The sequence below is a fragment of the Streptomyces shenzhenensis genome, assembly GCF_021462265.1.
Classification (GTDB): domain Bacteria; phylum Actinomycetota; class Actinomycetes; order Streptomycetales; family Streptomycetaceae; genus Streptomyces; species Streptomyces shenzhenensis.
On sequence record NZ_JAJONF010000003.1, the window covers coordinates 367,895 to 392,698 of the forward strand.

Here is a 24,804-nt window from a genome sequence, read left to right on the forward strand (position 1 = left end):
CACTGACGTACTCCCGGTTCAAAGTCGACCCCCGACTTCCTACATCAGCTTGAAGGGTGGACTATCAAGCTGTCAGTGCGTAACGTCACAAAACGGACAGGACTTCGGCTCTGGGGTTTGCTTGCACAGCCATGCTGACCTGCGGTGATACCTCCCGGGAGGGAGATAGGTCACATCCTGGGGGAGATTGGATCACAAATCGGCCCGGTGTTCGGGGTTTTCTCGAACACCGGGCCGTGGTGTCACGGTGGGTTCCGTGACGGTCACTCAGGGATGACCGGGGGTGGTGCGGTGGGGGTCAGCTGAGGCGCTCGATGACCATCGCCATGCCCTGGCCGCCGCCGACGCACATCGTCTCCAGGCCGAACTGCTTGTCGTGGAACTGGAGGGAGTTGATGAGCGTGCCGGTGATGCGGGCGCCGGTCATGCCGAAGGGGTGGCCGACGGCGATGGCGCCGCCGTTCACGTTCAGCTTCTCCAGCGGGATGCCCAGGTCGCGGTAGGAGGGGATCACCTGGGCGGCGAACGCCTCGTTGATCTCGACCAGGTCGATGTCGCCGATGGTGAGACCGGCGCGGCCCAGGGCCTGCTTGCTCGCCTCGACCGGGCCGAGGCCCATGATCTCGGGGGAGAGGCCGGAGACGCCGGTCGACACGATGCGGGCGAGCGGGGTGAGGCCGAGCTCGCGCGCCTTGGTGTCGGACATGATGACGACCGCGGCGGCGCCGTCGTTCAGCGGGCAGCAGTTGCCGGCGGTGACCATGCCGTCGGGGCGGAAGACCGGCTTCAGGCCCGCGACGCCCTCCAGGGTGACGCCGGCGCGCGGGCCGTCGTCCTTGCTGACGACCGTGCCGTCGGGGAGGGTGACGGGGGTGATCTCGCGCTCCCAGAAGCCGTTCTTGATGGCTTCCTCGGCGAGGTTCTGGGAGCGGACGCCGAACTCGTCCATGTCCTGACGGGTGACGCTCTTGATGCGGGCCAGGTTCTCGGCGGTCTGGCCCATCGCGATGTAGGGGTCGGGGAGCAGGCCGTCCTCGCGCGGGTCGTGCCAGGTGGAGCCGGTCGACGCGGCGGTCGCGGCGGTACGGGCCTGGGCCTCGGCGAAGATCGGGTTCATGGTGTCCGGCAGGCCGTCCGAGCTGCCCTTGGCGAAGCGGGAGACCATCTCGACACCGGCCGAGATGAAGACGTCGCCCTCACCGGCCTTGATGGCGTGCAGGGCCATGCGGCTGGTCTGGAGCGACGAGGAGCAGTACCGGGTGATGGTGCAGCCGGGCAGGTGGTCCATGCCCATCTGCACGGCGACGATACGGCCGAGGTTGTAGCCCTGCTCGCCGCCGGGCAGACCGCAGCCGAGCATCAGGTCGTCGATGTCCTTCGGGTCCAGCTCGGGGACCTTGGCGAGGGCGGCCTGGATGATCGTCGCGGCGAGGTCGTCGGGGCGCAGATCCTTCAGGGAGCCCTTGACGGCGCGGCCGATCGGGGAACGGGCGGTCGAAACGATGACGGCTTCGGGCATCACGGCTCCATAGAGGTGAGGGGCGGCGCGTAGCGCCTCGTTGAGGGGTGGCGGTCGGGCGACGGGTGGGCATGCGGGGGACTGGCAGGGGTGATTGGGAAGTTACCCGTACGTATGTCATCGGTCACCGGTGTCGGAGTGTGACACTGGCCGCACTTTCTAAGCGCTTGCTTTGCCACTCTCTCGGCCGCGGGCCGGTGGGGGCCGGTCGCACCCACGCGGCGGAGCCGCCCGTCGAACAGCCCCGCGCCCCTTATGGGGCGCTGCCCAGCCGCTCCTTTCCGGCTGCTCAGCCACGGACAGGCGTGCCGCGGGGCGATGGGGGTCCCCCCGCTCGAGCGAGGCCGAGAGTGGGGGAGGGTGGGCGCTGGGGGCACCCCCTCCGGGGGAGGCACACTGCCGGCGCCCGGTGAGCGCGCCCCCCCCGCCCCGCGCCCCTACTCGGTCGTCCCGGCCCTCGACCTCGCCTCCTCGGAAGCCGGGTCGGGTGGGGCGGCGGGCGGCTCCACTTGCCGGCGCCGGCGGCGTTTCAGCAGGGCCCACGGTCCCCGCGGCCCCGTCGGCATCGCCGCCGTGACCTCCGTGCCGGCCTCGGCCGCCGCCTCCGCCGCGGCCCGGGCGACCGGCAGGAAGCCCTCGCGGCGGGTGACGTCGGGGCGTTCCTCCTCCGGCCACAGGCCGAGGGCGGCGCAGACCGTCGGCAGCACCGCCATCGCCGCTGTGGCGTAGCCCTCCGCCGAGGGGTGGTAGTTGTCGGGGCCGAACAGCTCGCGGGGGTTGGCCGCGAACTCCGGGCCCAGCAGGTCGCCCAGCGACACCGTGCGGCCGCCCTGTTCCACCGTGCCGATCGTCTGGGCGGCCGCCAGCTGCCGGGACGCCCGCCGGGCCAGCCAGCGCAGCGGCTGTCGTACCGGCTCGATCGTGCCCAGGTCGGGACAGGTGCCGACCACCACCTCCGCGCCCGCCGTGCGCAGCCGGCGCACCGCCGAGGAGAGGTGCCGGACCGAGCGGGTCGGCGGCATGCGATGCGTGACGTCGTTCGCGCCGATCATGATCACGCAGACGTCGGGGACCGGCGAGGCCGTGCCCAGGACCAGCGACACCTGACGGTCCAGGTCGTCCGACTGGGCGCCGGGCAGCGCCACGTTGCTCAGCTCGACCGGGCGTTCGGCCACCGCCGCGAGCCCCGATGCCAGCAGCGCGCCCGGCGTCTGGGCGGCCCGGTGCACACCCTGCCCGGCCGCCGTGGAGTCGCCGAGTATCGTCAGGCGGATGGGCGGCTCACCCAAGGCGCCGGCGCCGTACCCTCCCCCACTCTCGGCTTCGCTCGAGTGGGGGGACCCCCACCCATAACGGCCGTCCGCCGTCGGCACCCGGCCGCCGCTGTTGCCGTTGTGCACCGCCGTCCTGGCCATCCGCACCTCGGCCAGCACCAGGCCCACCGCGGCCGCGCCGACCAGCCCGACCCCGCCGCCGCCGTACGCCGCCCCGGCCGCGATCCGCCGGGCCACCCGTGCCCTCGACATGTTCGTCATGCGCCGCCGCCACCTCCTCGTTGCCGCTCATCCACTCCTTGCCCCGTACCGCCCGTGCGCCAATCTCAACGGGGAGTGAACCTCCGACGCGGGCCTCAGAGCCTGTCCGGCGGACCCGTCCGCGGACGCGGAGTGCGGCGCGCACCCGCCCGGGCGGGCCCCACGGCGTCGGCCCGCGCCTCCGCCTCGCGGCCGCACGCTTCCCCCACGCTCGCACGGGCCCGCACGGGAGGCACCCCGTCACCCCGCTCACCTGCGCTGATGAGTGCCGTTACCTTCCTGCGACCTGATCCGCCGGTCAGGCCCTAGGCTGGCGGCACCACTAGGACCACATCTTTTTGCAAGCAACCGGAGACAACGGTGCGATACCACGACTCGATGATCAGCCTCGTCGGCAACACCCCGCTGGTGAGACTCAACAGCGTCACCCAGGGCATCCAGGCCACCGTGCTCGCCAAGGTCGAGTACTTCAACCCGGGCGGCTCCGTGAAGGACCGCATCGCGCTGCGGATGATCGAGGCCGCCGAGAAGAGCGGGGAGCTCCGGCCGGGCGGCACCATCGTCGAGCCGACCAGCGGGAACACCGGGGTGGGGCTGGCGATCGTGGCCCAGCAGAAGGGGTACAAGTGCATCTTCGTGTGCCCCGACAAGGTGAGCACCGACAAGATCAACGTGCTGCGGGCGTACGGCGCCGAGGTCGTGGTCTGCCCGACCGCGGTCGACCCGGAGCACCCGGACTCGTACTACAACGTCTCCGACCGGCTGGTCCGCGAGACGCCCGATGCCTGGAAGCCGGACCAGTACTCCAACCCCAACAACCCGCTTTCGCACTATCACTCGACCGGCCCCGAACTCTGGGAGCAGACGGAGGGGAAGATCACCCATTTCGTGGCGGGGGTGGGGACCGGGGGGACCATCTCCGGCACCGGCCGGTATCTGAAGGACGTCAGTGACGGGCGCGTCCAGGTGATCGGCGCCGACCCCGAGGGGTCCGTGTACTCCGGCGGATCGGGGCGGCCGTACCTCGTCGAGGGGGTGGGCGAGGACTTCTGGCCGACCGCCTATGACCGGACCGTCGCGGACGAGATCATCGCCGTGTCGGACAAGGACTCCTTCCAGATGACCCGCCGGCTGGCCAAGGAGGAGGGGCTGCTGGTCGGCGGCTCCTGCGGGATGGCCGTCGTCGCGGCGCTGCGGGTGGCCGAGCGGCTCGGCCCGGACGACGTCGTGGTGGTCCTGCTGCCGGACAGCGGCCGCGGGTACCTGAGCAAGATCTTCAACGACGAGTGGATGGCCGACTACGGCTTCCTGGAGGACGAGGGCCCGAGCGCCCGCGTCGGCGACGTGCTCAGCGACAAGGCCGGCGGCTCCATCCCCTCCCTCGTCCACATGCACCCGGACGAAACCGTCGGGCAGGCCATCGAGGTGCTGCGCGAGTACGGCGTCTCGCAGATGCCCGTCGTCAAGCCGGGCGCCGGTCACCCGGACGTGATGGCCGCCGAGGTCGTCGGCTCGGTCGTCGAACGCGAACTGCTCGACGCGCTGTTCAGCAAGCGGGCCTCCCTGGAGGACCCGCTGGAGAAGCACATGTGCGCCCCGCTGCCCCAGGTCGGCTCCGGTGAGCCGGTCGCGGACCTGATGTCGGTGCTGGGCGCGGCCGACGCCGCGATCGTCCTCGTCGAGGGCAAGCCCACCGGTGTGATCAGCCGGCAGGACCTGCTGGCCTTTCTCGCCAAGGGCGGCAAGCAGTAGCGAACGTCCGGTGAACGGCCCGTGACACAGCGGAACTTGCTGTTCCGCGTCCGAGTGGTGGACTTCGCGGAAGTGGTACGAGCGTGTCACGTGCGCGCAGCACACGCTTAACACGGGTCCGGCAGATTAGTGGGCGTCGGCAGGGCGGGAGCGGCTCCCCGCCCCGGCCGGCACCGAACGTCCAAGGACCTCCGGAGCGGCTCCCGGACCTCCATGGACGCCCGGACGTGAGACCCGGCCCTGACCCGGTCCGCGTCCCTCGCGGGGACCGCCGTCGTCCCGCCCCCCTTCTAGGGGGTGCGGCGGTCCCCGCGCACAACCTTTCGCGGCTGTTGCCGGCGTCGGCCGGCCCTCCTGTGCGACCCGGTCCGGCTCCGGCCCCGGTCAGTCCTCATGGCCACGGTCGCGCCGGAGGAACATGCCGGGGTTGAGGCGGACGGCCTGGGCCACGTTGACCCCCACGACGCCGAACCACGTGACCAGCAGACCCGGCAGATGCGCCAGGGCGCCGCCGATCGCCGACAGCGGTATCGCCAGGACCAGCGAGACGATCCCGAAGCCGAAGCGCTCGCCCCACGAGTCGGTGCCGCTCCTGGCGCCCCGCGTCCCGCGGGCCACCTGCATCTGCTGCTCGGCGAGGGTCCTGCGCAGCCGGCGCTCGACCGCGCCGTCGATGCGCTGGTCGATCTTCTCCAGGAAGGAGTCGGCCAGTTCCGACTCGTACTCGGGCCCGAGCTCCCTGCGGGCGTGCAGGGTGGCGTCGAGTTCCTTCTTCAGGTCGGTGTCTCGCGCGTCCGCCATGGTGCTCACGCTAGGGACCCAGGGCCCCCGGCCGCACTGGGGAAATCCCCCGCATCCGGGAGGGGGTCCGCCCTCAGGGCAGCAGCGACACCAGTTGGCTGCCGGAGTCGAACCGGGCCGCCATCACCGACGCCCCCGCGAACCCGCAGTCCGCGCGGATCGCGTCCCGCGCCCACACCGTCTGGGCCCGCATGGTGTGCTCGGCCCAGTCGCCGGGCAGCGACCTGGTGCGCAGGGCGGCCGGCGCGATCTGGTCGGCGAGGAGTTCCAGGTGACCGGGGACGGGCGCGCCGGTGCGCAGCCGGGCGAGGGTGGCGGCGACGGCCGCGCAGCCGTCGTGGCCGAGGACGACGACGAGCGGGACGCGCAGTTCCTGTACGCCGTACTGGAGGGAACCGAGGACCGCCTCGTCCAGCACCTGGCCTGCCGTCCGCATGCTCAGCAGGTCGCCGAGGCTCTGGTCGAAGACCAGTTCCGGGGCGGCTGGGGAGTCCACGCAGCCGAGCACCGCCGCGAGCGGGCTCGGTGCGGCGGGCCGGCGCGGGCGGGAGCGGCCGGTGGCGTACCGCCGGTTGCCTTGGAGCAGTTCGTCGAGGGCCGCGCTCGCCGAGGCGGGGACGACGGCCGCCGACGGGAGGGCTACGGCCGGCGCGCCGACGGCGGTGGCCGTCGGAAGGGCCGGGGGGTTGCGGACCATGACGCTTCCTCAGGTGCTGGCGCTGATGGATCTCATTACTGTACGCGTCGGAACGGTTACGTTCAGTGTTGGTTTAACGGCTCTTGGCCGGATCATCGCCCGTGCGATACCGATCGCGGCGGCCGCCGCCGACCGGAACGTCCGCCGCCCCGCGCCTGGTCGGTGCGGGGCGGCCCGGTCGTCCGGAAGGCGCGGCACACGTGTACGGGCAGGTCCGCCGGGATCAGGCGGAGCGGCTGCTGTTCGGACGGACGTTCACCGGGCGGTCCTCCCGTGGCCCGCCGGGCGGCTGGGCGCGGTCTCCCGCTGCTGGTGTCCGTGCGCCCGGCTGCCGCGGGAACGGGGGAGCCGCCGGCGGCGTCCAGACGTTGCCGCGGCTGAGCGTCGGCGCGGTGGCCGCGATCGCCGTGCGGGCCATCTCCCACAGCGACGTGCCCGTATCTCACGCCGCGGACACCGGTGACTCGCGGGTGTGCACCCGCGGCGGGTGGTCCACCGGTTGCACCGGATCACCGGAAGTCTCTTGCCCGGCTGTATGACGTCATGCAGAGTTCTCGGTATGTGAATAGCCTGCCGGCCGGCCTGGCGCCGGTCGACAGGTGACCGGAAGGCAAGGTTGGGCACGATGTCGTCTCGTACCGTGGACGCTCCCGGAATTGATCATTCCGGCCTGGTGGTCCTCGACGGCGTCGGCATGGGCGTCGGGGACGTCGTACGCCTCGCCGACGGCACCGCCCGCCCGGTCCCGGGCACCGAGGCGATGCGCCGCGCGGAGGAGTCCTGGAACGCCGCCCGGCGGATCGCCGCGACCGGCCGCGTCTACGGCCGCTCCACCGGCGTCGGCGCCAACCGGAACGAGGACGTGCCCACCGAGGCGGCCGCCGGTCACGGACTGCGGCTGCTGCGCAGCCACGCCGGGGCGATCGGCGAGGAACTGCCCGCCCGGCAGGTGCGCGCGATGCTCGCGGTACGGGCCAACCAGCTGCTGGCGGGCGGCGCGGGCCTGAGGCCCAGTGTCGTGACGGCGCTGTGCGAGGCGCTGGAGTCGGGCGCGTACCCGGTCGTCAACGAGTTCGGCTCGGTCGGCACCGGGGACATCGCGGCGCTGGCGCAGACAGGCCTCGCGCTGGCGGGGGAGCACCCCTGGCGGGGCATCGGCGCGCCGGAACCCCAGCCGCTGGACAACAACGACGCCCTCGCCCTCATCAGCAGCAACGCCCTCACCCTCGGCCAGTCGGCGCTCGCCCTGCACGAGCTGCGCGGGCTGATCGAGGCCACCCAGGTGGTGGCGGCCCTGTCACTGCTCGCCGTCGACGGCTCCCACGAGGCGTTCGCGGCGCCCGTGCACGCGGCCCGTCCGCACCGGGGCAGCGTCGAGGTCGCCCGGCGGATGCGGGAGCTGATCGGCGCCGCCGACCGGCCGACCCCGCCGCTCGGCCGGATCCAGGACCCCTACGGCTTCCGCTGCCTGCCCCAGATCCACGGCCCGGCCCACGACGCGGCCGACGCCCTGGAGGGCGTACTGGCGATCGAGATCAACGCGGCCGCCGAGAACCCCCTCATCTCCCCCGAGGACCTGGCCGCCTACCACCATGGCGGCTTCTACGAGGCCCAACTCGCGCTCGCCCTGGACCACTTCCGGCTCGCCGTCACGCAGGTTGCGCGCCTGTCCACCTCCCGGCTCTCCACCCTCAACGAACCCGCCTACACCCGGCTGCGCCCCTTCCTCGCCGACCATGAACCCGCCTCCTCCGGCGTGATGATCCTGGAGTACGCCGCCGGCGCCGCCCTCGGCGACCTGCGCGCCTTCTCCGCGCCCGCCTCCCTGGGGCACGCTGTACTCTCCCGAGGCGTCGAGGAACAGGCCAGTTTCGCCTCGCTCGCCGCCCGTCAAACGCTGCGCGCCTGCCGCGCGTACCGTCTGGTGGTCGGCTGCGAACTCGTCGCCGCCGTACGGGCACTGCGCCAGCGCGAGCTGCGTCCCGACCCCGGGCTCGGGGCCGGGCGGGCACTGGAGCTCGCCGAGGCGGCGCTGGAGGCGGACCCGGCCGACCGGCCGCTCACGGACGACGTCACCGCGGCGGCCGGGCTGCTCGACCGGTTCACGGACATCTGGAGGGGGAGCACGTCATGAACGTGACCGACAGCCCTGCGACTCGGTTGCAGGCGCTCTTCGAGGGGCACCGGCTCACGCCGACCCAGCGGCGCATCGCGCACAGCATGGTGCGGCGCGCCGGCGACGTGCCCTTCCTGTCCAGCGTGGAGCTGGCCGAACTGGCCGGGGTCAGCCAGCCCTCCGTCACCCGCTTCGCGGTCGCCCTCGGCTTCGACGGCTACCCGGCGCTGCGCAAGCACCTGCGCGAGGTGGTCCCCGCCGAACACGCGCCCGGCTCCGGGTCGTACAACGAGTACCAGCAGGCCGTCGAGGCCGAGATCGAGAACCTCCGGCACCTCGCCGAGATACTCGCCGACCCGCGCCCGGTGCAGCAGGCCGGCCGGCTGTTGGCCGCCTCCCGGCCGCTCCCGGTCCTCGGCCTGCGCGCCGCCGCCTCCCAGGCCTACGGCTTCGCCTACTTCGCCGCCAAGGTGCACCCGGACGTACGGCTGCTCAACGAGGGCGGCACGATGATCCACGACCGGGTGGACGCCGCCGTCCTCGCCGGCGCCTCGGCACTGCTGTGCTTCGCGCTGCCCCGGCATCCGCGCGAGGTCGTGGACACCCTGGGCTACGCCAGGGAGGCCGGGCTGACCGTCGTGACCGTCGCCGACTCCGCCTTCGCGCCCGTCGCCAAGGTCTCCGACCTGCTGCTGCCGGCCGCCGTCGGCACCGGGCTCGCCTTCGACACGGCCTGTGCGCCGATGCTGCTCGGCCGGGTGCTCCTGGAGGCGATGTGCGACGGCCTGCCGGACGCGCAGGCCCGCCTGGAGGAGTTCGACACACGGGCGGCGGCACGCGGTCTCTTCGTCGAGTAGGGCTTTAAGACTCGTCTCACGTTCGCTGGTTAGCGTTCCGCCGTACGGACTGGACCGAGAGCGGCGGGGAGGCTGCGGACATGGCACGTGCGGGACGAGGGACACGAGGAGGGCAGGGACTTGCCCGGGTGGCCGTGGTCGTACGGGCCGGGGCCGCGCCGTTGTGGTGGTCCGGGGTGTTCGCGGCGGGCGTCGGCGTGCTGCCCCCCGGGATCACCGGGCGGCGGATCGGCGTGCTGGCCGGGGCCGCGCTGTTCGTCGTCGGCGCCGCCGCCGTGGCGCTCACCCGCCGCAAGAGGTACACCGCGCTGGCGCGCGGCGCGGCCCGGGCCGGCAAGCACGACGTCCTCCAGGACCGGGCGGTGACCGTGCGGAACTGGCGCCGGGGACACCGCTGGTGGCTGCTGCTGGCGTTCGCCGCCGCCCTCGGCAGCTCCTTCGCGCTGCCCGCGGCGGGCGGCATGCTGCTCGCCGGGACCGGTACCGGGCTGCGCCTGAAGGCGGCCTGGCTGGGCCGCCTGGAGAAGGCCGGCGAGCAACTGGTGTGGCTGCGCGTCGACTGGCTCGACAAGCGCGGCGGCCGCCCGGCCGGCAAGGCCGTCAAGGCCTACCGCGGCACCGGCGTCGCGGCGGGCGACGCGGCCCCGGGCGGGGCCCGCCGCCGCACCGCGGCGCTGGTGTGAGGCCCGCTCAGACCTCCAAGTCCTCCTCGACCCTCTTCAGCTGGTGCCGGGCCATCGCCAGGTTGGCGCGCGACTGGTCGAGCACCAGGTAGAGGAAGAGGCCGTTGCCGCCCCGGCCCTTGAGCAGCCGGATCAGGTGGTACTGGTTGGAGAGCGTGATCAGGATGTCCTCGATCTCGCCCTTGAGACCGAGGTGCTCCATGGTGCGCATCTTGGCGCGGATCACGTCGGTGTTGCCGGCCGCGGCCACGTTCAGGTCGAAGGACTTGCTGCCGCCCATGGTGCCCAGCGCCATCCCGCTGGTGTAGTCGACGAGCGCGACACCCGTCGCGCCCTCGATGGAGGTGAGGCACTCTTTCAGGGCGGTTTCGGTGTTGGCCATGACTTTCTGGTTCCTTTCAACTGTCGGTTGCGGTGCGCGCCTCGCCGCTGGTGCTGGGGCGTGTGCGCGTGGTTCTGGTCCGTGTGGCCGCGCTGCGGGCCGGGCGCAGGGCCTTGGCGGCGGCCTGCGCGGCGGCCTCGGCGGCGTCGACCAGCTCGCCGATCCGGGCGGCGGCCCGGCGGCCCTCCAGGTGGAGCCGGCCGACGTTCACCCGGTCCTCGGCGAGCAGGGTGAGCGCGGCGCTGCGGCCGGCGGCATAGGTGGCGACATAGCCGCCCTCGCCGCGTACCAGCAGCTCCTTGAGTTCGCCCTTGCCGGTGGCGTCGGAGACCCGGACGGCGACGCCGAGCTCGGCCGCGGTGAGCGCGGCGAGGCCCTCCGGATCGACGCCCGGGCAGTCGTGGGCGACGACCAGGCCGTCGACACCGGCCGCGAGGGCGCCGGTGAGCTGGGGCATCCGGGTGCGCAGCCGACGCAGTTCGTCCAGAACTGCCTCTCTGCCGGAGCTGCCGGGTTCTGCCGCCATCAGCTGTCTCCTCTCGGCGGGGCGGTGCCGTTCAAAGGGCCTCCAGCGCATCCCTGAGCCTCTTCAGCAGCGCGATGTCGGGGTCGGTGACCGGGGGAAGCGGTGGCGGCGGGGGCACGGTGTTCCTCGGGACGAGGAGTCCGGCCGCCGCCAGCCGCCGTACGTCCACCAGCGTGTGGAAGGCCGGCCTGCCCAGCTCCCGGGCGATCTGCGGGGCCGTGCGGACGCCGTCCACCCGGTCCAGGACCGCCCGCTGCCGGGGGGTGACCGGTGGTGGCGCGACGGGGTCGGCGCGGATCAGCGGGGCGCCGTCCGCCGACGGGTCCGGCCAGATGCGGTGCAGCAACTCGCGGCGGCGCAGGGTCTCGCGCTCCAGGGCGGTGACGGGGACCGCGCGCAGCGGGCGGACCGCGCCCGGCGGGCCGGCGGCGGCCGTGGTGCCGTAGCGGAACCGGCCCGGGGTGCTGCTGGGCGCCAGCGCGAAGTATCCGGCGTCGTACAGGGCGCCCAGCCGGCACAGCTCCAGAGCGCCTCTCGGGAGCAGACCGGCGACGAGCAGCCGATGGGTGGCGGCGGGTATGTCGTCGGTCCACGGCCAGGCCGCCGCGTCGAGAGTGCCGCGGGCGGTGAGGAGCACGTCGAGGCCGGGGGCAAGGGGGCTCTCGGCATGCACCACGCGGCCCTCGGCCAGGTGCAGGGTGCCGTGCTCGCGGACCAGGACACCGGTGGCCCGCTCCTCGGCGAGGCGTGTCAGCATCGGTGAGAGCGCGCCGGGCGCTCTCTCGTGCAGGGCCGTCCGGTCCCGGACCGGCAGCGGCGGCGGTATGTCGACCACGGTCATCCCAGCACCAGCCGCTCGGCCATCTCGCCGAGCCGGATCCGGGCGAGGGCGAGATTGCCGTCCTCGCGGGCCAGCCACAGATGCAGGAACACGGTGGCGTCGAACGACGTGACCACGAACCGCAGCAGGTGATAGCTGTCGCGGTTGCTGACGATCAGGTCCTCCACCGGAGGAGTCACCTCGGTGTCGTCCGCCGTGCTGAACGCCCCGTGCTCGGCGGCCAGCCGGGCCAGTTCGGCGGCCTCCGCGGCGGTGGTCTCGTGGTCACCGCCGGGCGCCTCCCCGACCGTGCCCAGGGCCAGTCCGCTGGTCCAGTCGACCAACGCGGCGCCCCGGGCACCGGGCAGGCGCATCGCTTCCAGTAAGCACTCGTCGATTCCGGGCACCGTGGCTCCCCTCCTGCCGCGTGGCTCTCCGGTTGAGTGACGCAGACACTACGCACCGTGTGCGGGAGGGGAGCAGGTGTTTGGCATTTTCCGGTGGAACATGCGTCCGGCACACTAGTGTTGGTCGACTGGACTGCTTTTCACACCAGTTGATCGCTGCTGTCCGAGGCGTCTCAACGGCTTCCGGTTGCGCGCAGGGTGGTGAGCGCGTCGGCATGCGCCCCTCCGGATTCGGCCACCACCTCGGCGACCGTCTGCGGCTCCCGTACGACGGCGAACGCCACGCCCCCGTCACCGTCCGGCACGAAGCCGTAAACCCCGGGCCGGGCGAGGGAGTTGTAGGAGTAGTGGGTGCCGAAGTAGTACGCCCCGGTGTCCAGCGCGGCCGCGAAGTCCCCCTGGTCCAGCGGCGGCAGCGCGCGCCCCTCGGCGAGCAGGTCGCCCGAGAAACAGGCCGGCCCCGCCACGTCCTGCACCACCGGCGCCCCCTCCTTCGGCCGCCCCTTCGCGTCGTACGCGGCGATCCTGAGCGGCCACGCCCCCGGCACGTACACCGTCCGCGGCGCCACCTGCACCCCCGCGTGCGTCACCGCGATCCGCCGCCCGCCGGAGCTCTTCGCGTACTCCACCCGGGCCACCACCGTGCCGTGCCGGGCCAGCAGCGACCGCCCGAACTCCGTCACCAGCCCGTACCGCCCGTCGAACAGGCCCGGCACCGCCTGGGCCAGCAGCCGCGCGTACTGCGCGTACGTGGGCTCCGTCGCCTCCGAGGCGAAGTTGACCGAAAGCCCGCCCCCGATGTCGAGGGTGTCCACCTGCCGCCGTCCGGCGCGCGCGTTGATCTCCTCGGCCAGCGCGTACGTCTCCGCCACGCCCCGCGCCAGCAGCGACAGCGAGATCCCCTGCGACCCGACGTGCGCGTGCAGCCGCGTCAGCCACGGCCGCTCCGCGAACGCCTGTACGACCCACTCCCGGGCCCCCTCGTCCCGCAGCCCCACCCCGAACTTCGAGGTCGCGGTCGCGGTGGAGGTGGCCCCGATCGTCCCGGCCCCGATCTGTGGGTTCACCCGGATCCCGAGCGGCGATCGGGTACGGCCGGGGTGCCGGAGCGCGTCGATCCTGGTGAGCTCCTGCGGGTTGTCGGCGTTCACGGCCACGCCCAGCGCCAGTGCCTCGCGCAGCTCCGCCTCGGTCTTCGCGGGCGCGTCGAACACCATCAGCTCCGCCGGCATCCCGGCCGCTCGCGCCAGCGCCAGCTCGCCCGCGCTGGCCACCTCGGCGCCCAGGCCGGCCTCGGCCAGCAGTCGCAGGACCGGGACCAGCGGATTCGCCTTCACCGCGAAGGCGTGCAGGATCGCGGTGCCGGGCGCGGCGACCGCCTCGAACGCCCGGCGCAGCGCCGCGGCCGACGCGCGGATGCCCCGTACGTCCAGCAGGCCCACGATCGGCGCGTCCGGCCCCAGCAGTCCCTGCTCCACCGCCGCCCGCACGGCGCCGTCCCGCCGCCCGGCCCGCTCCTCATCGTCCCCGTGTCCGTCCACGACGTCCCCCGACATGTCGTCGTCCACACCCTTGAGGCCCATAAGTCCAGCCAAACATCCGGGATGCGGCCGCGCTGCCGGACCCATGTATTGACTAGTTCTATTCAGCAAGCCAGGATGTGAATAACCGCAGGAATACTTCGCCGGCCGCTGATCCCGGATCCGCCAGGAGGCAGACCATGTCAGGACCCCTCCCGCCCGTCTCCCGCCACCACCCTCAAACGAGGCCCTACGGGCCGCCCCCTGGTGGAGTACGAGCGCCGCGCGGTACGGAACTGAGCGCCCTGGGATGGCAGCAGGAAGCCGCCCTGCGGATGCTGCAGAACAACCTGGACCCCGAGGTCGCCGAACACCCCGACAAGCTCGTCGTCTACGGCGGCACCGGCAAGGCCGCCCGCGACTGGCGCTCCTTCGACGCCATGGTGCGCACCCTTCGCACCCTCAAGCAGGACGAGACCATGCTGGTCCAGTCCGGCCGCCCGGTCGGCGTGATGCAGACCCACGAGTGGGCCCCGCGCGTCCTCATCGCCAACTCCAACCTCGTCGGGGACTGGGCCAACTGGGAGGAGTTCCGCCGCCTGGAGGCCCTCGGCCTGACCATGTACGGCCAGATGACCGCCGGCTCCTGGATCTACATCGGCACCCAGGGCATCCTCCAGGGCACCTACGAGACCTTCGCCGCCGTCGCCGCCAAGAAGTTCGGCGGCACCCTCGCCGGGACCATCACCCTGACGGCCGGCCTCGGCGGCATGGGCGGCGCCCAGCCCCTCGCGGTCACCATGAACGACGGCGTCGCGATCTGTGTCGACTGCGACCCGCGCGCCATCGAGCGCCGCATCGAGCACCGTTACCTCGACGTCAAGGCCGACAGCCTCGACCACGCCCTCCAGCTGGCGACCGAGGCCCGCGACGCCCGCCGCCCGCTGTCCATCGGCGTCCTCGGCAACGCGGCCGAACTGGTGCCGCAACTGCTCGCGATGAACGCGCCCATCGACATCGTCACCGACCAGACCTCGGCCCACGACCCGCTGTCGTACCTGCCGGTCGGCGTCGCCTTCGAGGACATGGCCGACGCGGCCGCCAAGGACCCGGCAGGCTTCACCACCCGCGCCCGCGAGTCCATGGCCCGGCACGTCGAGGCCATGGTCGGCTTCATGGACGCCGGCGCCGAGGTCTTCGACTACGGCAACTCCATCCGCGGCGAGGCGCGACTGGCCGGATACGAGCGGGCGTTCGCCTTCCCCGGCTTCGTCCCCGCCTACATCCGCCCGCTCTTCTGCGAGGGCAAGGGCCCCTTCCGGTGGGCGGCCCTGTCCGGCGACCCCGCCGACATCGCCAAGACCGACCGGGCCATCCTCGACCTCTTCCCGGAGAACGAGTCCCTCGCCCGCTGGATCAAGATGGCCGAGGAGCGGGTCCACTTCCAGGGGCTGCCCGCGCGCATCTGCTGGCTCGGCTACGGCGAGCGGGACAAGGCCGGCGAGCGGTTCAACGACATGGTGGCGAGCGGCGAGCTGGCCGCGCCGCTGGCGATCGGCCGTGACCACCTCGACTGCGGCTCCGTGGCCTCTCCCTACCGCGAGACGGAGGCCATGCTGGACGGCTCCGACGCGATCGCCGACTGGCCGCTGCTGAACGCGATGGTCAACGTGGCGTCGGGTGCGTCCTGGGTCTCCATCCACCATGGCGGCGGGGTCGGCATGGGGCGGTCGATCCACGCGGGGCAGGTGACGGTCGCCGACGGCACGAAGCTGGGCGGGGAGAAGATCCGGCGGGTTCTCACCAACGACCCCGGCATGGGTGTCATCCGGCATGTGGACGCCGGGTACGACATCGCGGAGTCGGTCGCCGAGGAGCGGGGCGTGCGCGTGCCGATGCGTGAGGGCGAGTCGGCGTGACGAGCGGCGAGTCTCCGGTGGGGGCCGAGCTCTCGTCGCCGGGCGCGGGTGCGGCTGTGCCCACCCTCCCCCACTCTCAACTTCGTTCGAGCGGGGGGACCCCCACCGCCCTGCGGAACGACTGCCCACAGCCTGTAGGGGCCGAGGGCCCGCAGCCTGTACGGGCTGCGCGGGCCGAGGGACCGCGGCCTGGTGCCACGTCGGCCGACAGCGCTGCCTCCTTCCACGCCATGTGGCGGGAGTTGCTTCCCGTCGGTCGGCGCGCCGACTCCCACGGGTATCGGCGGTTCGCCTGGACCGGAGCCGATGCCGAGTGCCGGGACTGGTTCAGGGAGCAGGCCGAGGGACGGGGGCTGAGGTACGAGGTCGACCGGAACGGGAACCAGTGGGCCTGGCTCGGGGATCCGGATGCCGGGGACGCTGTCGTCACCGGGTCGCATCTGGACTCCGTGCCGGACGGCGGGGCCTTCGACGGGCCCCTCGGGGTCGTGTCCTCCTTCGCCGCGCTGGACGAACTCCGGCGGCGGGGGACCGAGTTCGCACGCCCCCTCGCCATCGTGAACTTCGGAGACGAGGAGGGCGCCCGGTTCGGGCTCGCCTGTGTCGGGTCCCGGCTGACCGCGGGGCACCTGACCGTCGAGCAGGCCCACCGGCTCACCGACGGCGACGGCATCACCCTGCCGCAGGCCATGGCGGCCGCCGGCTACGACCCCGACGCCATCGGCCCCGACCCCGAGCGGCTCGCCCGCATCGGTGCCTTCGTCGAACTGCATGTCGAACAGGGCCGGGCGCTGGACCTCTCCGGCGACCGGGTCGGCATCGCCAGCGCCATCTGGCCGCACGGCCGCTGGCGGTTCGACTTCCGGGGCGAGGCCAACCACGCCGGCACCACCCGGCTTGCGGACCGGCACGACCCCATGCTGTCGTACGCCGAGACCGTGCTCGCCGCCCGCCGCGAGGCCGAACTCGCCGGTGCCGTCGCCACCTTCGGCAAGATCGCCGTCGAGCCGAACGGCGTCAACGCCATCCCCTCCCTGGTGCGCGGCTGGCTCGACTCCCGCGCCGCCGACCAGGCCACCCTCGACACCGTCGTCGGCGGCATCGAGAAGGCGGCCCGGGAGTACGCGCAGGCGCACGGCATCGACCTGGACGTGGTCCGCGAGTCGTTCACGCCGGTCGTGGAGTTCGACCACGCCCTGCGGGACGAACTCGGCCGGATCCTCGGCAAGGACACCGGTCTCACCGTGCCCGTCCTCGGTACCGGGGCCGGACACGACGCCGGGATCCTCTCCGGGAGCGTCCCGACGGCCATGCTGTTCGTGCGCAACCCCACCGGCGTCTCGCACTCCCCGGCCGAGTTCGCGGCCGAGGACGACTGCGTGGCCGGGGTGAGCGCGCTCGCCGACGTACTGGAAGGGCTGGCCCGCGGGTGACGACACGGACGACGTACTGGTTGGAGTACGCCTGGCTGGACCCGCACGTCCAGGCGGGCGTCGCCGTCGAGGTGGCCGGCGGCCGGATCACGGCGGTGCGCACCGAGGTGCCCGCGCCGCCGCCCGGGGCCGAGGTGCTGCGCGGCCTCACCCTCCCCGGCCTGGCGAACGCCCACTCGCACGCCTTCCACCGCGCGCTGCGCGGCACCGTCCAGGTGGGCTCCGGGACCTTCTGGACCTGGCGTGACGTGATGTACGGCTTCGCCGGCCAACTGACCCCGGAGACCTACCACGCGCTCGCCCGCGCGGTGTACGCCGAGATGGCCCTGGCGGGTGTCGCCTGCGTCGGCGAGTTCCACTACGTCCACCACGCTCCCGACGGCACCCCGTACGCCGACCCCAACGCCATGGGCGAGGCGCTGATCGCGGCGGCCGCCGACGCCGGCATCCGGATCACCCTCCTCGACACCGCCTACCTCTCCGCGGGCTTCGGTGAGCCGCCCGACGCCCATCAGCGGCGCTTCTCCGACGGCAGCGCGGAGGCCTGGGCCGAACGCTGTGCAGTTCTCAAGGAACGGGATCACGCACGGATCGGGGCGGCGATCCACTCCGTACGGGCGGTGCCCGCCGGGCAGTTGGCGACCGTGGCGCAGTGGGCCGACGAGCGGCGGGCCCCGCTCCATGTGCACCTGTCCGAGCAGACGGCGGAGAACGACGCCTGCCGGGCCGCCCACGGCTGCACCCCCGCCCGCCTGCTCGCCGACCACGGCGTCCTCGGCCCGCGCACCACCGGCGTCCACAACACCCATCTCACCGACGAGGACATCGCGCTGATCGGCGGCTCCGGCACCGGCACCTGCATGTGCCCGACCACCGAGCGCGACCTGGCCGACGGCATCGGCCCCGCCGTCGCACTCCAGAAGCAGGGCTCGCCGCTCTCCCTCGGCTCCGACAGCCACGCCGTCATCGACCTGCTCGAAGAGGCGCGCGCGATGGAGCTCGACGAGCGGCTGCGCACCCGCACCCGGGGCCACTGGACGGCCGCCGCCCTGCTGCGCGCCGCCAGTGCCGACGGCCACGCCGCCCTCGGCTGGGACGACGCCGGCACCATCGGGACCGGCATGTTCGCCGACCTCACCACGATCGCGCTGGACTCGGTCAGAACGGCAGGGCCGCTGCCACGCCTCGGCGCCGAGACGGCCGTATTCGCCGCGACCGCGGCGGACGTACGGCACACGGTCGTCGGGGGCCGGCACGTCGTACGAGACGGCGCGCACACCCTCGTACCCGATGTGCCGCAGGCCCTCGCGCGGGCCGTCGAAGCCCTTCGCGCCTGACGACCGACCCACTCAAGGACTCCGACGAGGTCACCATGAGCAGCAGCACCGTCATCACCAACATCGCCACGCTGGTCACCAACGACCCCTCCCTCGGTGACAACTCCCCTCTCGGTCTGATCCAGGACGCGGCCGTCGTCATCGACGGCGACCGTGTCGTGTGGACCGGTGAATCCAGCAAAGCACCCGCCACTGACAACCGGGTCGACGCGGCCGGCCGGGCGGTGCTGCCGGGCTTCGTGGACTCCCACTCCCACCTGCTCTTCGCGGGCGACCGCACCGAGGAGTTCAACGCCCGCATGTCCGGCCGTTCGTACACGGCGGGCGGCATCCGCACGACGGTGGCCGCGACCCGGGCCGCGTCGGACGAGGAACTGGAGCAGAACCTCACCCGTTACCTCACCGAGGCTCTCCGCCAGGGCACCACCACCTTCGAGACGAAGTCGGGCTACGGCCTGACGGTCGCCGACGAGTCCCGCGCCCTGCGCATCGCGGCCCGGCACACCGACGAGGTGACGTACCTGGGCGCCCACATCGTCTCGCCCGACCACGCCGACGACCCGGCCGCGTACGTCGCCCTCGTCACCGGCGAGATGCTGGACGCCTGCGCGCCGTACGCCCGTTGGATCGACGTCTTCTGCGAGAAGGGCGCCTTCGACGGCGACCAGGCCCGGACGATCCTCACCGCGGGCAGGGCCAGGGGCCTGACCCCGCGCATCCACGCCAACCAGCTCTCCTACGGCCCCGGTGTCCAGCTCGCCGTGGAACTCGACGCGGCCAGCGCCGACCACTGCACCCACCTGACGCCCGAGGACGTGGACGCCCTCGCCAACAGCCGGACGGTGGCCACCCTCCTGCCCGGCGCCGAGTTCTCCACCCGCGCCCAGTGGCCCGACGCCCGCCGCCTCCTCGACGCCGGCGCGACGGTCGCCCTCTCCACCGACTGCAACCCCGGCTCGTCCTTCACGTCCTCCGTCCCCTTCTGCGTCGCCCTGGCCGTCCGCGACATGGGGATGACCCCCGACGAGGCGGTCTGGTCGGCCACGGCGGGCGGCGCGGCAGCCCTGCGCCGGGACGACATCGGCCGCCTGACCCCGGGCGCCTACGCCGACCTGCTCCTGCTGGACGCCCCGAGCCACGTCCACCTGGCCTACCGGCCGGGGGTGCCGCTGGTCAGCGAGGTGTGGCGGCGGGGCGTACGGGTCGCCGGCTGAGCCGGCTCGCCCCCGCCCGCCGGGGCTATTCGTCCAGGGTGAGTGCCCTGCGCAGCCGCACGAGGGTGCGGGACAACAGGCGGGACACGTGCATCTGGGAGATCCCGAGTTCGTCGCCGATCTCCGACTGGGTCATGCCCGCGACGAAGCGGAGGGAGAGGATGGTGCGGTCCCTGGACGGGAGTTCCGCGATGAGGGGCTTGAGGGACTCGATGTACTCGATGCCCTCCAGGCCGTGGTCCTCGTAGCCGATGCGGTCCGCCAGGGCGCCCTCGGACTCGTCCTCCTCGGGTTGCGCGTCCAGGGAGGAGGCCGTATACGCGTTGGAGGCCGCCATGCCCTCGACGACCTCCTCGTTGGAGAGGCCGAGACGTTCCGCGAGCTCCGCGACCGTGGGGGCACGGTCCAGTTTCTGGGCCAGTTCGTCGCCCGCCTTGGCGAGGTCCAGGCGGAGCTCCTGGAGGCGGCGCGGGACCCGTACCGACCACGACGTGTCGCGGAAGAAACGCTTGATCTCGCCGACGATGGTCGGCATCGCGAAGGTGGGGAACTCGACGCCCCGGGAGAGCTCGAAGCGGTCGATCGCCTTGATCAGGCCGATGGTGCCGACCTGGATGATGTCCTCCATCGGCTCGCTGCGCGAGCGGAAGCGGGAGGCGGCGAACTTGACCAGAGCGAGGTTCAGTTCGACGAGGGTGTTGCGGACGTACGAATACTCGCGCGTGCCTTCCTCCAGCGACTCCAGCCGCTCGAAGAGGGTCTTGGACAACGCGCGCGCGTCGACCGCGTCGACCTCGTCGTACGGGGGGATCTCCGGGAGGCCGAGTCCGGCGAAGAATCCCTCGATGGCATCCAGTGTTTCCGGTGGGGGAGTCGACGTCGCCGTCAGGGGGCGCGAGGCGTCGAGCCGGGGTGACATGGTGTCCTCCATCGTTCTCGGCAATAAGGCTGCCGGAGCCGTGCGTGCACTGCGGTGTGCGGCGCCTCCAAAGCCGGCCGTGTCGGTTGACGTGTCCTTACCTGTACGTGTCCCTACTAGCCCTACCCGCTCCGTCGAGCCACTCGCAAGTCCGTTCTATTATCGTTTGTCCCGTTCTGCGCGGTTGTTCGGGTGTCGGGTTGCGTGCAGAAGGCGTAATGTTCGAGGGCGTCGGCATGGCGTTCGGCAGACATCGGTGGGCATCGTCAGACATCGGTCAGACGGTGGCGAAAGCGGTCACGACCTCGGGAGAGAGACGGCAATGGACCACGGGACGGTCGGCAGCGCACAGTCGGGCCGGCTGCTGGTGGAGGTGCGGGAAGAAGGCTCCAGCGCCGTGGTGGTTCCGGCGGGTGAGCTCGATCACCACACCGCCGACCTGCTGCGCGAGCCGCTGGACGATCTCCTCGACAAGGGCTTCTCCCGCCTTGTCGTGGACTGCTCACGCCTTGAGTTCTGTGACTCCACCGGACTGAACGTGCTGCTCGGCGCCCGCCTGCGGGCCGAGGCCGCCGGGGGCGGGGTGCACCTCGCCGGCATGCTGCCCGTCGTCGCCCGGGTCTTCGAGATCACGGGCGCCGAGGCCGTCTTCACCGTCCACGACTCCGTCGAGGCGGCGCTGGCCGACGAGGGCGCCGACGGCGGGGGCGGCGGTGCCGACACGGCCGGTGGCGAGGGCTGACCCCCGGTCCGGCGTCCGGAACCGGGGGGTGTTCCCGTGGATCGCTCGGGCAGGAGAGATTCTGGATCTGTCGCCGCCCGGTCCGGCCCCGTCCGACCCGGTCGCCCCCCAGGCCCGTACGAACTGCAGCAACGCGAAATTTTCCATGTGAACCGGTGAATCGGTGAGGTGAAGCGCTGATGAGCACCACCCGGCCTTACCCGCCGGGCGACCGCGGCCCGGAGCCCAGCGGCGCTTCGGGGGTGTCCGAGGAGGCGGCGTCCGATGCGCAGTCCGCCTCGACGGGGGGTCGTCAGGTCCGCAGGCTGCGCCTTGACGGCGAGAGCGGGGTCGTACCGCTCGCGCGCGATTTCACCCGCCAGGCGCTGCACGCGTGGGGGTGGCTGCCGGCCGCGACCGCCGACCACCGGGCCGCCGCCGAGGACGTGCTGCTCGTCGTCTCCGAACTCGTGACGAACGCGTGCCTGCATGCGGAGGGTCCGGACGAGCTGTTCCTGGCCTGCGACAAGAAGGTGATCCGGGTGGAGGTGTCGGACCGGGGGACCGGGCAGCCGGCGCCGCGGACCCCGCACCGGGCGGGACGGCCCGGGGGCCACGGGATGTTCATCGTCCAACGGCTCTGTCTGGACTGGGGAGTTGTCCGGACGGCGGGGGCGGCCGGGAAGACGGTCTGGGCGGAGCTGGGGGCACCCGCGTAAAGGGGGCGCCGTCTTGGGTTGTTTTGCGGCTTGCGGCGAGTGGGCTGGTCGCGCCCTCGCGGCGGCAGCCGCACATCAAAGACAGTCCCGCGCCCCTGATGGGTCGCCTCGGCCTACGGGCCGCTTTGGCATCCCCACACTTCCGCCACGCCCTTTCTCTTCCCTCCTCATGGGCCCCGGCGTACCTTGACGGCCGAATCTGATACCTCGTCAGTAACGAATGGGGTGGCCGACCGTGTCGTCGTACCCGAAACGTACCGCCGTGCTCGCGTCCGCCGCCGCCCTGGCCGGATCGGCGGTGCTGCTCGCCGCCCCCGCGGCGCACGCCACCGTGGTCAACGTCAACTACAAGTGCCAGACGCCGATCGGCCCGAAGAGCGCTGTCTCCCCGATCGACATCAAGGGCGTCAAGAGCGGCAGCGGCTACAAGATCACGATGTCCTGGCAGAAGGGCGTCTCCTCCAGCCCCGTCGAACTCGGCAAGGGCGCCGTGAACCCGAGCGCCGTCATCAAGGTGGGCGGCGCCGACAGCGGCACCCTGAACGTCACCGGCGCCGCCAACCAGGCCGCGATTCCCGCCAACACCCCCATCAAGATCAACGACTTGAGCGGCACCTACACCCCGGAGAAGTCCGGCAAGGTGACGTTCACCGCGGGCACGCTCACCATCAAGGCGCTCGGTACGACGACCACCTGCACCCCCGCCAACAACCCCGGGCCGTCCCTGACCTTGGACGTGACCGCGGCCGGCGGCGGGTCGGGCGGTTCCGGCTCGTCGTCGTCCGGCAGCACCAGCACCGACTCCGGAGGCACCCTCCCGAAGACCGGGCCCGAGGACTCGTTCGTCGCCCTCGGCACCCTCGGCGGCACCGTGCTGCTCGCGGGCGCGGCCGGCACGCTCTGGCTGACCCGGCGGAACCAGACCGTACGCCGCTGACCTCCGGGTCCGACCGCTGGAGCCGCCCATGCCGTCCGCCCAGTCCGCCGCCCGCGCAACCCGGTCCGCCGCCCGGGGCATCGGCCTCACCGCGCTGGTCCTGCTCGCCACCGCCCCGCGCGCGTCGGCCGCCGAGGGCTGGTCCCTCGCGCCCGCGGGCGGCGGCCGCCCCTCCTTCTACGCCGAGGGCGCCCCCGGGGCGGTCCTCCAGGACACCGTGTCGGTGACCAACCCCGGCGGGCACCCGGTCACGGTACGGCTGGCCGGCGCCGGCGTCCCCGTCGTCCTCGCCGAGCCGACGGTCCGGGTCCCCGCCCGCACCCGCGCCGACGTCCCCTTCACCATGACCGTCCCGGCCGGCGCGACCCCCGGCGACCGCCCCGCCGCCCTTGTCGCGAAGGACACCGACGGCCGTACCGCCACCGCCCGCATCCACCTGCGCGTCGGCGGCCCCGCCCTGTCCGCACTGACCGTCGAACACCTCGCCGTCCACGGTGACCGCATCACGTACGAGCTGGTCAACCGGGGTACGACCGTACTCGCGCCGAGGCTGGCGGTGCGCGCCCACGGCCTCTTCGGCCGCGTCCTGCTGGACCGGGCACCGCGCACCCTCCCGGTCCGCCTCGCCCCGGGCACCCGCACCGAACTCAGCGAGCCCTGGCCCGGCCGCCCCGCCCTGGACGCGGTCGACGTCCGGCTGACGGCGACGGCGGCGGGCGGCGCCCACGACACGGCGGACACCGCGGCCCGGTTCGTGCCCTGGGGCGCGGTCGCGGGGGCCGGGGGCGCGCTGGCGGCGGGGGCCGCCGTGACGGCCGTACGACTGCGCGGGCGCCGGAGCCGTGGCGATCGCCCGGCCGAACCCCTGGCCGAGGAAGTCGAGTTGACAGGAGCAGCGAGGTGAGAGTGCGTCCGGTCCCGGTACTGGCGGTACTGACGTCGCTGGCGGCGTTGTTCTCGCTGCTCCTCGTGCCCATGGCGGCGGCCGCCGACGGGCCGGCCGTCAAGGTGGCCAAGTCCCAGGCGGGCACCGGTGGTTCGGTCACCGTCAGCGGCACCGGCTGGCGCCCGCACACCCTGCTGATGATGCTGATCTGCGGCCAGGCCAGCCCGTCCCGGGGCGTGATCGGCGGTACCAACTCCTGTGCCAACGCCGACGGGCGGGCCGTCACCACCGACGCGGACGGCGCCTTCAGCAAGCAGCTCCCGGTCGCCGAACCGCCGGTCCCCTGCCCCTGCGTGGTGCACGTGGCCACCGTGACCGGCACCAGCGCCGACGCGGACGCCGCCTTCCAGGTCGCCGGACACCCCGTCAAGGCGCTGCCCGCCGAGTCCACCGGCGGCACGCTGTCGATGCTCACCGACACCCGCCTCGACGGCTCCTCCGGCCTGCTGACCTGGTTCGGCGCGCCCCCCACCCGCACCCTCGTCTTCACCATCGGCAACGCGGGATCGAGCACCCTCAAGGATCCGGTCTTCCAAGTCGGCACCGCACACGGCGTGTTCGCACCCCAGTGGGACGAGCAGCAGTGGCAGGGCACCCTCGCGCCCGGCAAGAAGGCCCAGGTCCAACTGCCCGTCGAACTCTCCGCCGGGGCGCACGGCGACTACACCGTCTCTCTCAAGTACGACGGCAAGGTCCTGGCCGAGGAGCCCTGGGGCGTCGGCCGTCCCTGGGGGGTGACCCTCTTCTGGATCCTGCTCGGCGTGGTCGTACCGGCGGCCGTCTTCCGCATCGGCATGGCGGTGGTGGACCGGGTACGGCCGCCCCGCGCCGGCGGCATCCGCCACCGGGGAATGCCCCGCCCGGTCCTCCGGGTGCCGCGTCTGCGCGCCGCGGAGCCCGCGCCCTCGACGACCGCCACCACCTCGACCCTGCCGTGGTTCACCCCGGGCTCAGATCCGGGCGCGACGGCCGGCCGGCTCTCCGCACCGCACGACGACAGCTCCACGAGTCCTCCGACTCCGACCACGAAAGGACCGACGTGAT

General features: G+C 72.9%; 23 protein-coding genes. 13 read left to right on the forward strand and 10 right to left on the reverse strand.

The genetic code is table 11. The features are described from left to right. Positions 1 to 298: 298 nt before the first annotated feature. Together LQ326_RS06235 and LQ326_RS06240 are read right to left on the reverse strand one after the other, a co-directional pair. Positions 299 to 1,519 (reverse strand): acetyl-CoA C-acetyltransferase, encoded by a 1,221-nt coding sequence (locus tag LQ326_RS06235; RefSeq protein ID WP_234533483.1) that lies wholly within the window; start codon positions 1,517 to 1,519, stop codon positions 299 to 301. Positions 1,520 to 1,956: 437 nt separating this feature from the next. Next, complete coding sequence (locus LQ326_RS06240) at positions 1,957 to 3,054, reverse strand: SGNH/GDSL hydrolase family protein (RefSeq protein WP_234533485.1); 1,098 nt, start codon at positions 3,052 to 3,054, stop codon at positions 1,957 to 1,959. A 360-nt stretch (positions 3,055 to 3,414) separates the two neighbouring features. Here LQ326_RS06240 and LQ326_RS06245 point away from each other — a divergent pair, with 360 nt between their 5' ends. Then, on the forward strand, positions 3,415 to 4,806 hold the full coding sequence (locus LQ326_RS06245) for a cystathionine beta-synthase (protein ID WP_234533487.1): 1,392 nt from the start codon (positions 3,415 to 3,417) through the stop codon (positions 4,804 to 4,806). A 384-nt stretch (positions 4,807 to 5,190) separates the two neighbouring features. Here the strand turns inward: LQ326_RS06245 and LQ326_RS06250 are convergent, their stop codons facing one another. Next, positions 5,191 to 5,607, reverse strand: a complete 417-nt coding sequence (locus LQ326_RS06250; protein ID WP_234533489.1) for a hypothetical protein — start codon at positions 5,605 to 5,607, stop codon at positions 5,191 to 5,193. A gap of 73 nt (positions 5,608 to 5,680) precedes the next feature. After that, positions 5,681 to 6,304, reverse strand: coding sequence for a carbonic anhydrase (locus LQ326_RS06255; RefSeq protein ID WP_234533491.1), 624 nt, complete (start codon positions 6,302 to 6,304; stop codon positions 5,681 to 5,683). A 625-nt stretch (positions 6,305 to 6,929) separates the two neighbouring features. Between LQ326_RS06255 and LQ326_RS06260 the strand changes: the two genes are divergently transcribed. From LQ326_RS06260 to LQ326_RS06270, 3 genes are all read left to right on the forward strand, one after another. Continuing rightward, complete coding sequence (locus tag LQ326_RS06260) at positions 6,930 to 8,438, forward strand: aromatic amino acid ammonia-lyase (protein ID WP_234533493.1); 1,509 nt, start codon at positions 6,930 to 6,932, stop codon at positions 8,436 to 8,438. Next, a complete protein-coding gene (locus tag LQ326_RS06265; protein ID WP_234533495.1) occupies positions 8,435 to 9,277 on the forward strand; it encodes a MurR/RpiR family transcriptional regulator in 843 nt (280 codons plus the stop codon). The genes LQ326_RS06260 and LQ326_RS06265 overlap by 4 nt, the downstream gene beginning before the upstream one ends. Before the next feature lie 80 nt (positions 9,278 to 9,357). Then, complete coding sequence (locus LQ326_RS06270; protein ID WP_234533497.1) at positions 9,358 to 9,960, forward strand: hypothetical protein; 603 nt, start codon at positions 9,358 to 9,360, stop codon at positions 9,958 to 9,960. A gap of 7 nt (positions 9,961 to 9,967) precedes the next feature. Here LQ326_RS06270 and LQ326_RS06275 read toward each other — a convergent pair whose 3' ends face one another. The 5 genes from LQ326_RS06275 to LQ326_RS06295 all read right to left on the reverse strand — a co-directional run bounded on the left by LQ326_RS06275 (position 9,968) and on the right by LQ326_RS06295 (position 13,651). Continuing rightward, a complete protein-coding gene (locus tag LQ326_RS06275) occupies positions 9,968 to 10,342 on the reverse strand; it encodes a roadblock/LC7 domain-containing protein (RefSeq protein ID WP_234533499.1) in 375 nt (124 codons plus the stop codon). Between the two features lie 16 nt (positions 10,343 to 10,358). Further along, complete coding sequence (locus tag LQ326_RS06280) at positions 10,359 to 10,868, reverse strand: roadblock/LC7 domain-containing protein (protein ID WP_234533501.1); 510 nt, start codon at positions 10,866 to 10,868, stop codon at positions 10,359 to 10,361. A 31-nt stretch (positions 10,869 to 10,899) separates the two neighbouring features. Further along, complete coding sequence (locus LQ326_RS06285) at positions 10,900 to 11,709, reverse strand: transcriptional regulator (protein ID WP_234533502.1); 810 nt, start codon at positions 11,707 to 11,709, stop codon at positions 10,900 to 10,902. Further along, positions 11,706 to 12,095, reverse strand: a complete 390-nt coding sequence (locus LQ326_RS06290) for a hypothetical protein (RefSeq protein WP_234533504.1) — start codon at positions 12,093 to 12,095, stop codon at positions 11,706 to 11,708. The genes LQ326_RS06285 and LQ326_RS06290 overlap by 4 nt, the downstream gene beginning before the upstream one ends. A gap of 173 nt (positions 12,096 to 12,268) precedes the next feature. After that, a complete protein-coding gene (locus tag LQ326_RS06295; protein ID WP_234533628.1) occupies positions 12,269 to 13,651 on the reverse strand; it encodes a type III PLP-dependent enzyme domain-containing protein in 1,383 nt (460 codons plus the stop codon). 164 nt (positions 13,652 to 13,815) lie between these two features. Between LQ326_RS06295 and hutU the strand changes: the two genes are divergently transcribed. The 4 genes from hutU to hutI all read left to right on the forward strand — a co-directional run bounded on the left by hutU (position 13,816) and on the right by hutI (position 19,518). Beyond that, a complete protein-coding gene (gene hutU, locus LQ326_RS06300; protein WP_234533505.1) occupies positions 13,816 to 15,534 on the forward strand; it encodes a urocanate hydratase in 1,719 nt (572 codons plus the stop codon). Between the two features lie 110 nt (positions 15,535 to 15,644). Next, positions 15,645 to 16,967, forward strand: coding sequence for an allantoate amidohydrolase (locus LQ326_RS06305; RefSeq protein ID WP_268206740.1), 1,323 nt, complete (start codon positions 15,645 to 15,647; stop codon positions 16,965 to 16,967). Continuing rightward, positions 16,964 to 18,304, forward strand: a complete 1,341-nt coding sequence (locus LQ326_RS06310) for a formimidoylglutamate deiminase (protein ID WP_234533508.1) — start codon at positions 16,964 to 16,966, stop codon at positions 18,302 to 18,304. The genes LQ326_RS06305 and LQ326_RS06310 overlap by 4 nt, the downstream gene beginning before the upstream one ends. Positions 18,305 to 18,339: 35 nt before the next feature. Further along, positions 18,340 to 19,518, forward strand: coding sequence for an imidazolonepropionase (gene hutI / locus LQ326_RS06315; protein WP_234533509.1), 1,179 nt, complete (start codon positions 18,340 to 18,342; stop codon positions 19,516 to 19,518). 25 nt (positions 19,519 to 19,543) lie between these two features. On the opposite strand, the gene LQ326_RS06320 is transcribed toward hutI, so the two are convergent. Continuing rightward, complete coding sequence (locus tag LQ326_RS06320; protein WP_234533511.1) at positions 19,544 to 20,437, reverse strand: RNA polymerase sigma factor SigF; 894 nt, start codon at positions 20,435 to 20,437, stop codon at positions 19,544 to 19,546. Between the two features lie 322 nt (positions 20,438 to 20,759). On the opposite strand from LQ326_RS06320, the gene LQ326_RS06325 reads away from it, so the two are divergent. The 5 genes from LQ326_RS06325 (at position 20,760) to LQ326_RS06345 (ending at position 24,803) form a co-directional block, all read left to right on the forward strand. After that, positions 20,760 to 21,179: an STAS domain-containing protein gene (locus LQ326_RS06325; protein WP_234533513.1), complete on the forward strand. Its 420-nt coding sequence runs from the start codon at positions 20,760 to 20,762 to the stop codon at positions 21,177 to 21,179. 179 nt (positions 21,180 to 21,358) lie between these two features. Next, positions 21,359 to 21,877, forward strand: coding sequence for an ATP-binding protein (locus LQ326_RS06330; RefSeq protein ID WP_234533514.1), 519 nt, complete (start codon positions 21,359 to 21,361; stop codon positions 21,875 to 21,877). 235 nt (positions 21,878 to 22,112) lie between these two features. Then, positions 22,113 to 22,814 carry an LPXTG cell wall anchor domain-containing protein gene (locus LQ326_RS06335; RefSeq protein ID WP_234533516.1) on the forward strand — a complete coding sequence of 234 codons (702 nt, stop codon included), beginning with the start codon at positions 22,113 to 22,115 and terminating at the stop codon, positions 22,812 to 22,814. 28 nt (positions 22,815 to 22,842) lie between these two features. Beyond that, positions 22,843 to 23,718 carry a COG1470 family protein gene (locus tag LQ326_RS06340; protein ID WP_234533518.1) on the forward strand — a complete coding sequence of 292 codons (876 nt, stop codon included), beginning with the start codon at positions 22,843 to 22,845 and terminating at the stop codon, positions 23,716 to 23,718. A 71-nt stretch (positions 23,719 to 23,789) separates the two neighbouring features. Then, positions 23,790 to 24,803 (forward strand): neocarzinostatin apoprotein domain-containing protein, encoded by a 1,014-nt coding sequence (locus tag LQ326_RS06345; protein WP_234533630.1) that lies wholly within the window; start codon positions 23,790 to 23,792, stop codon positions 24,801 to 24,803. Position 24,804 lies beyond the last annotated feature (1 nt).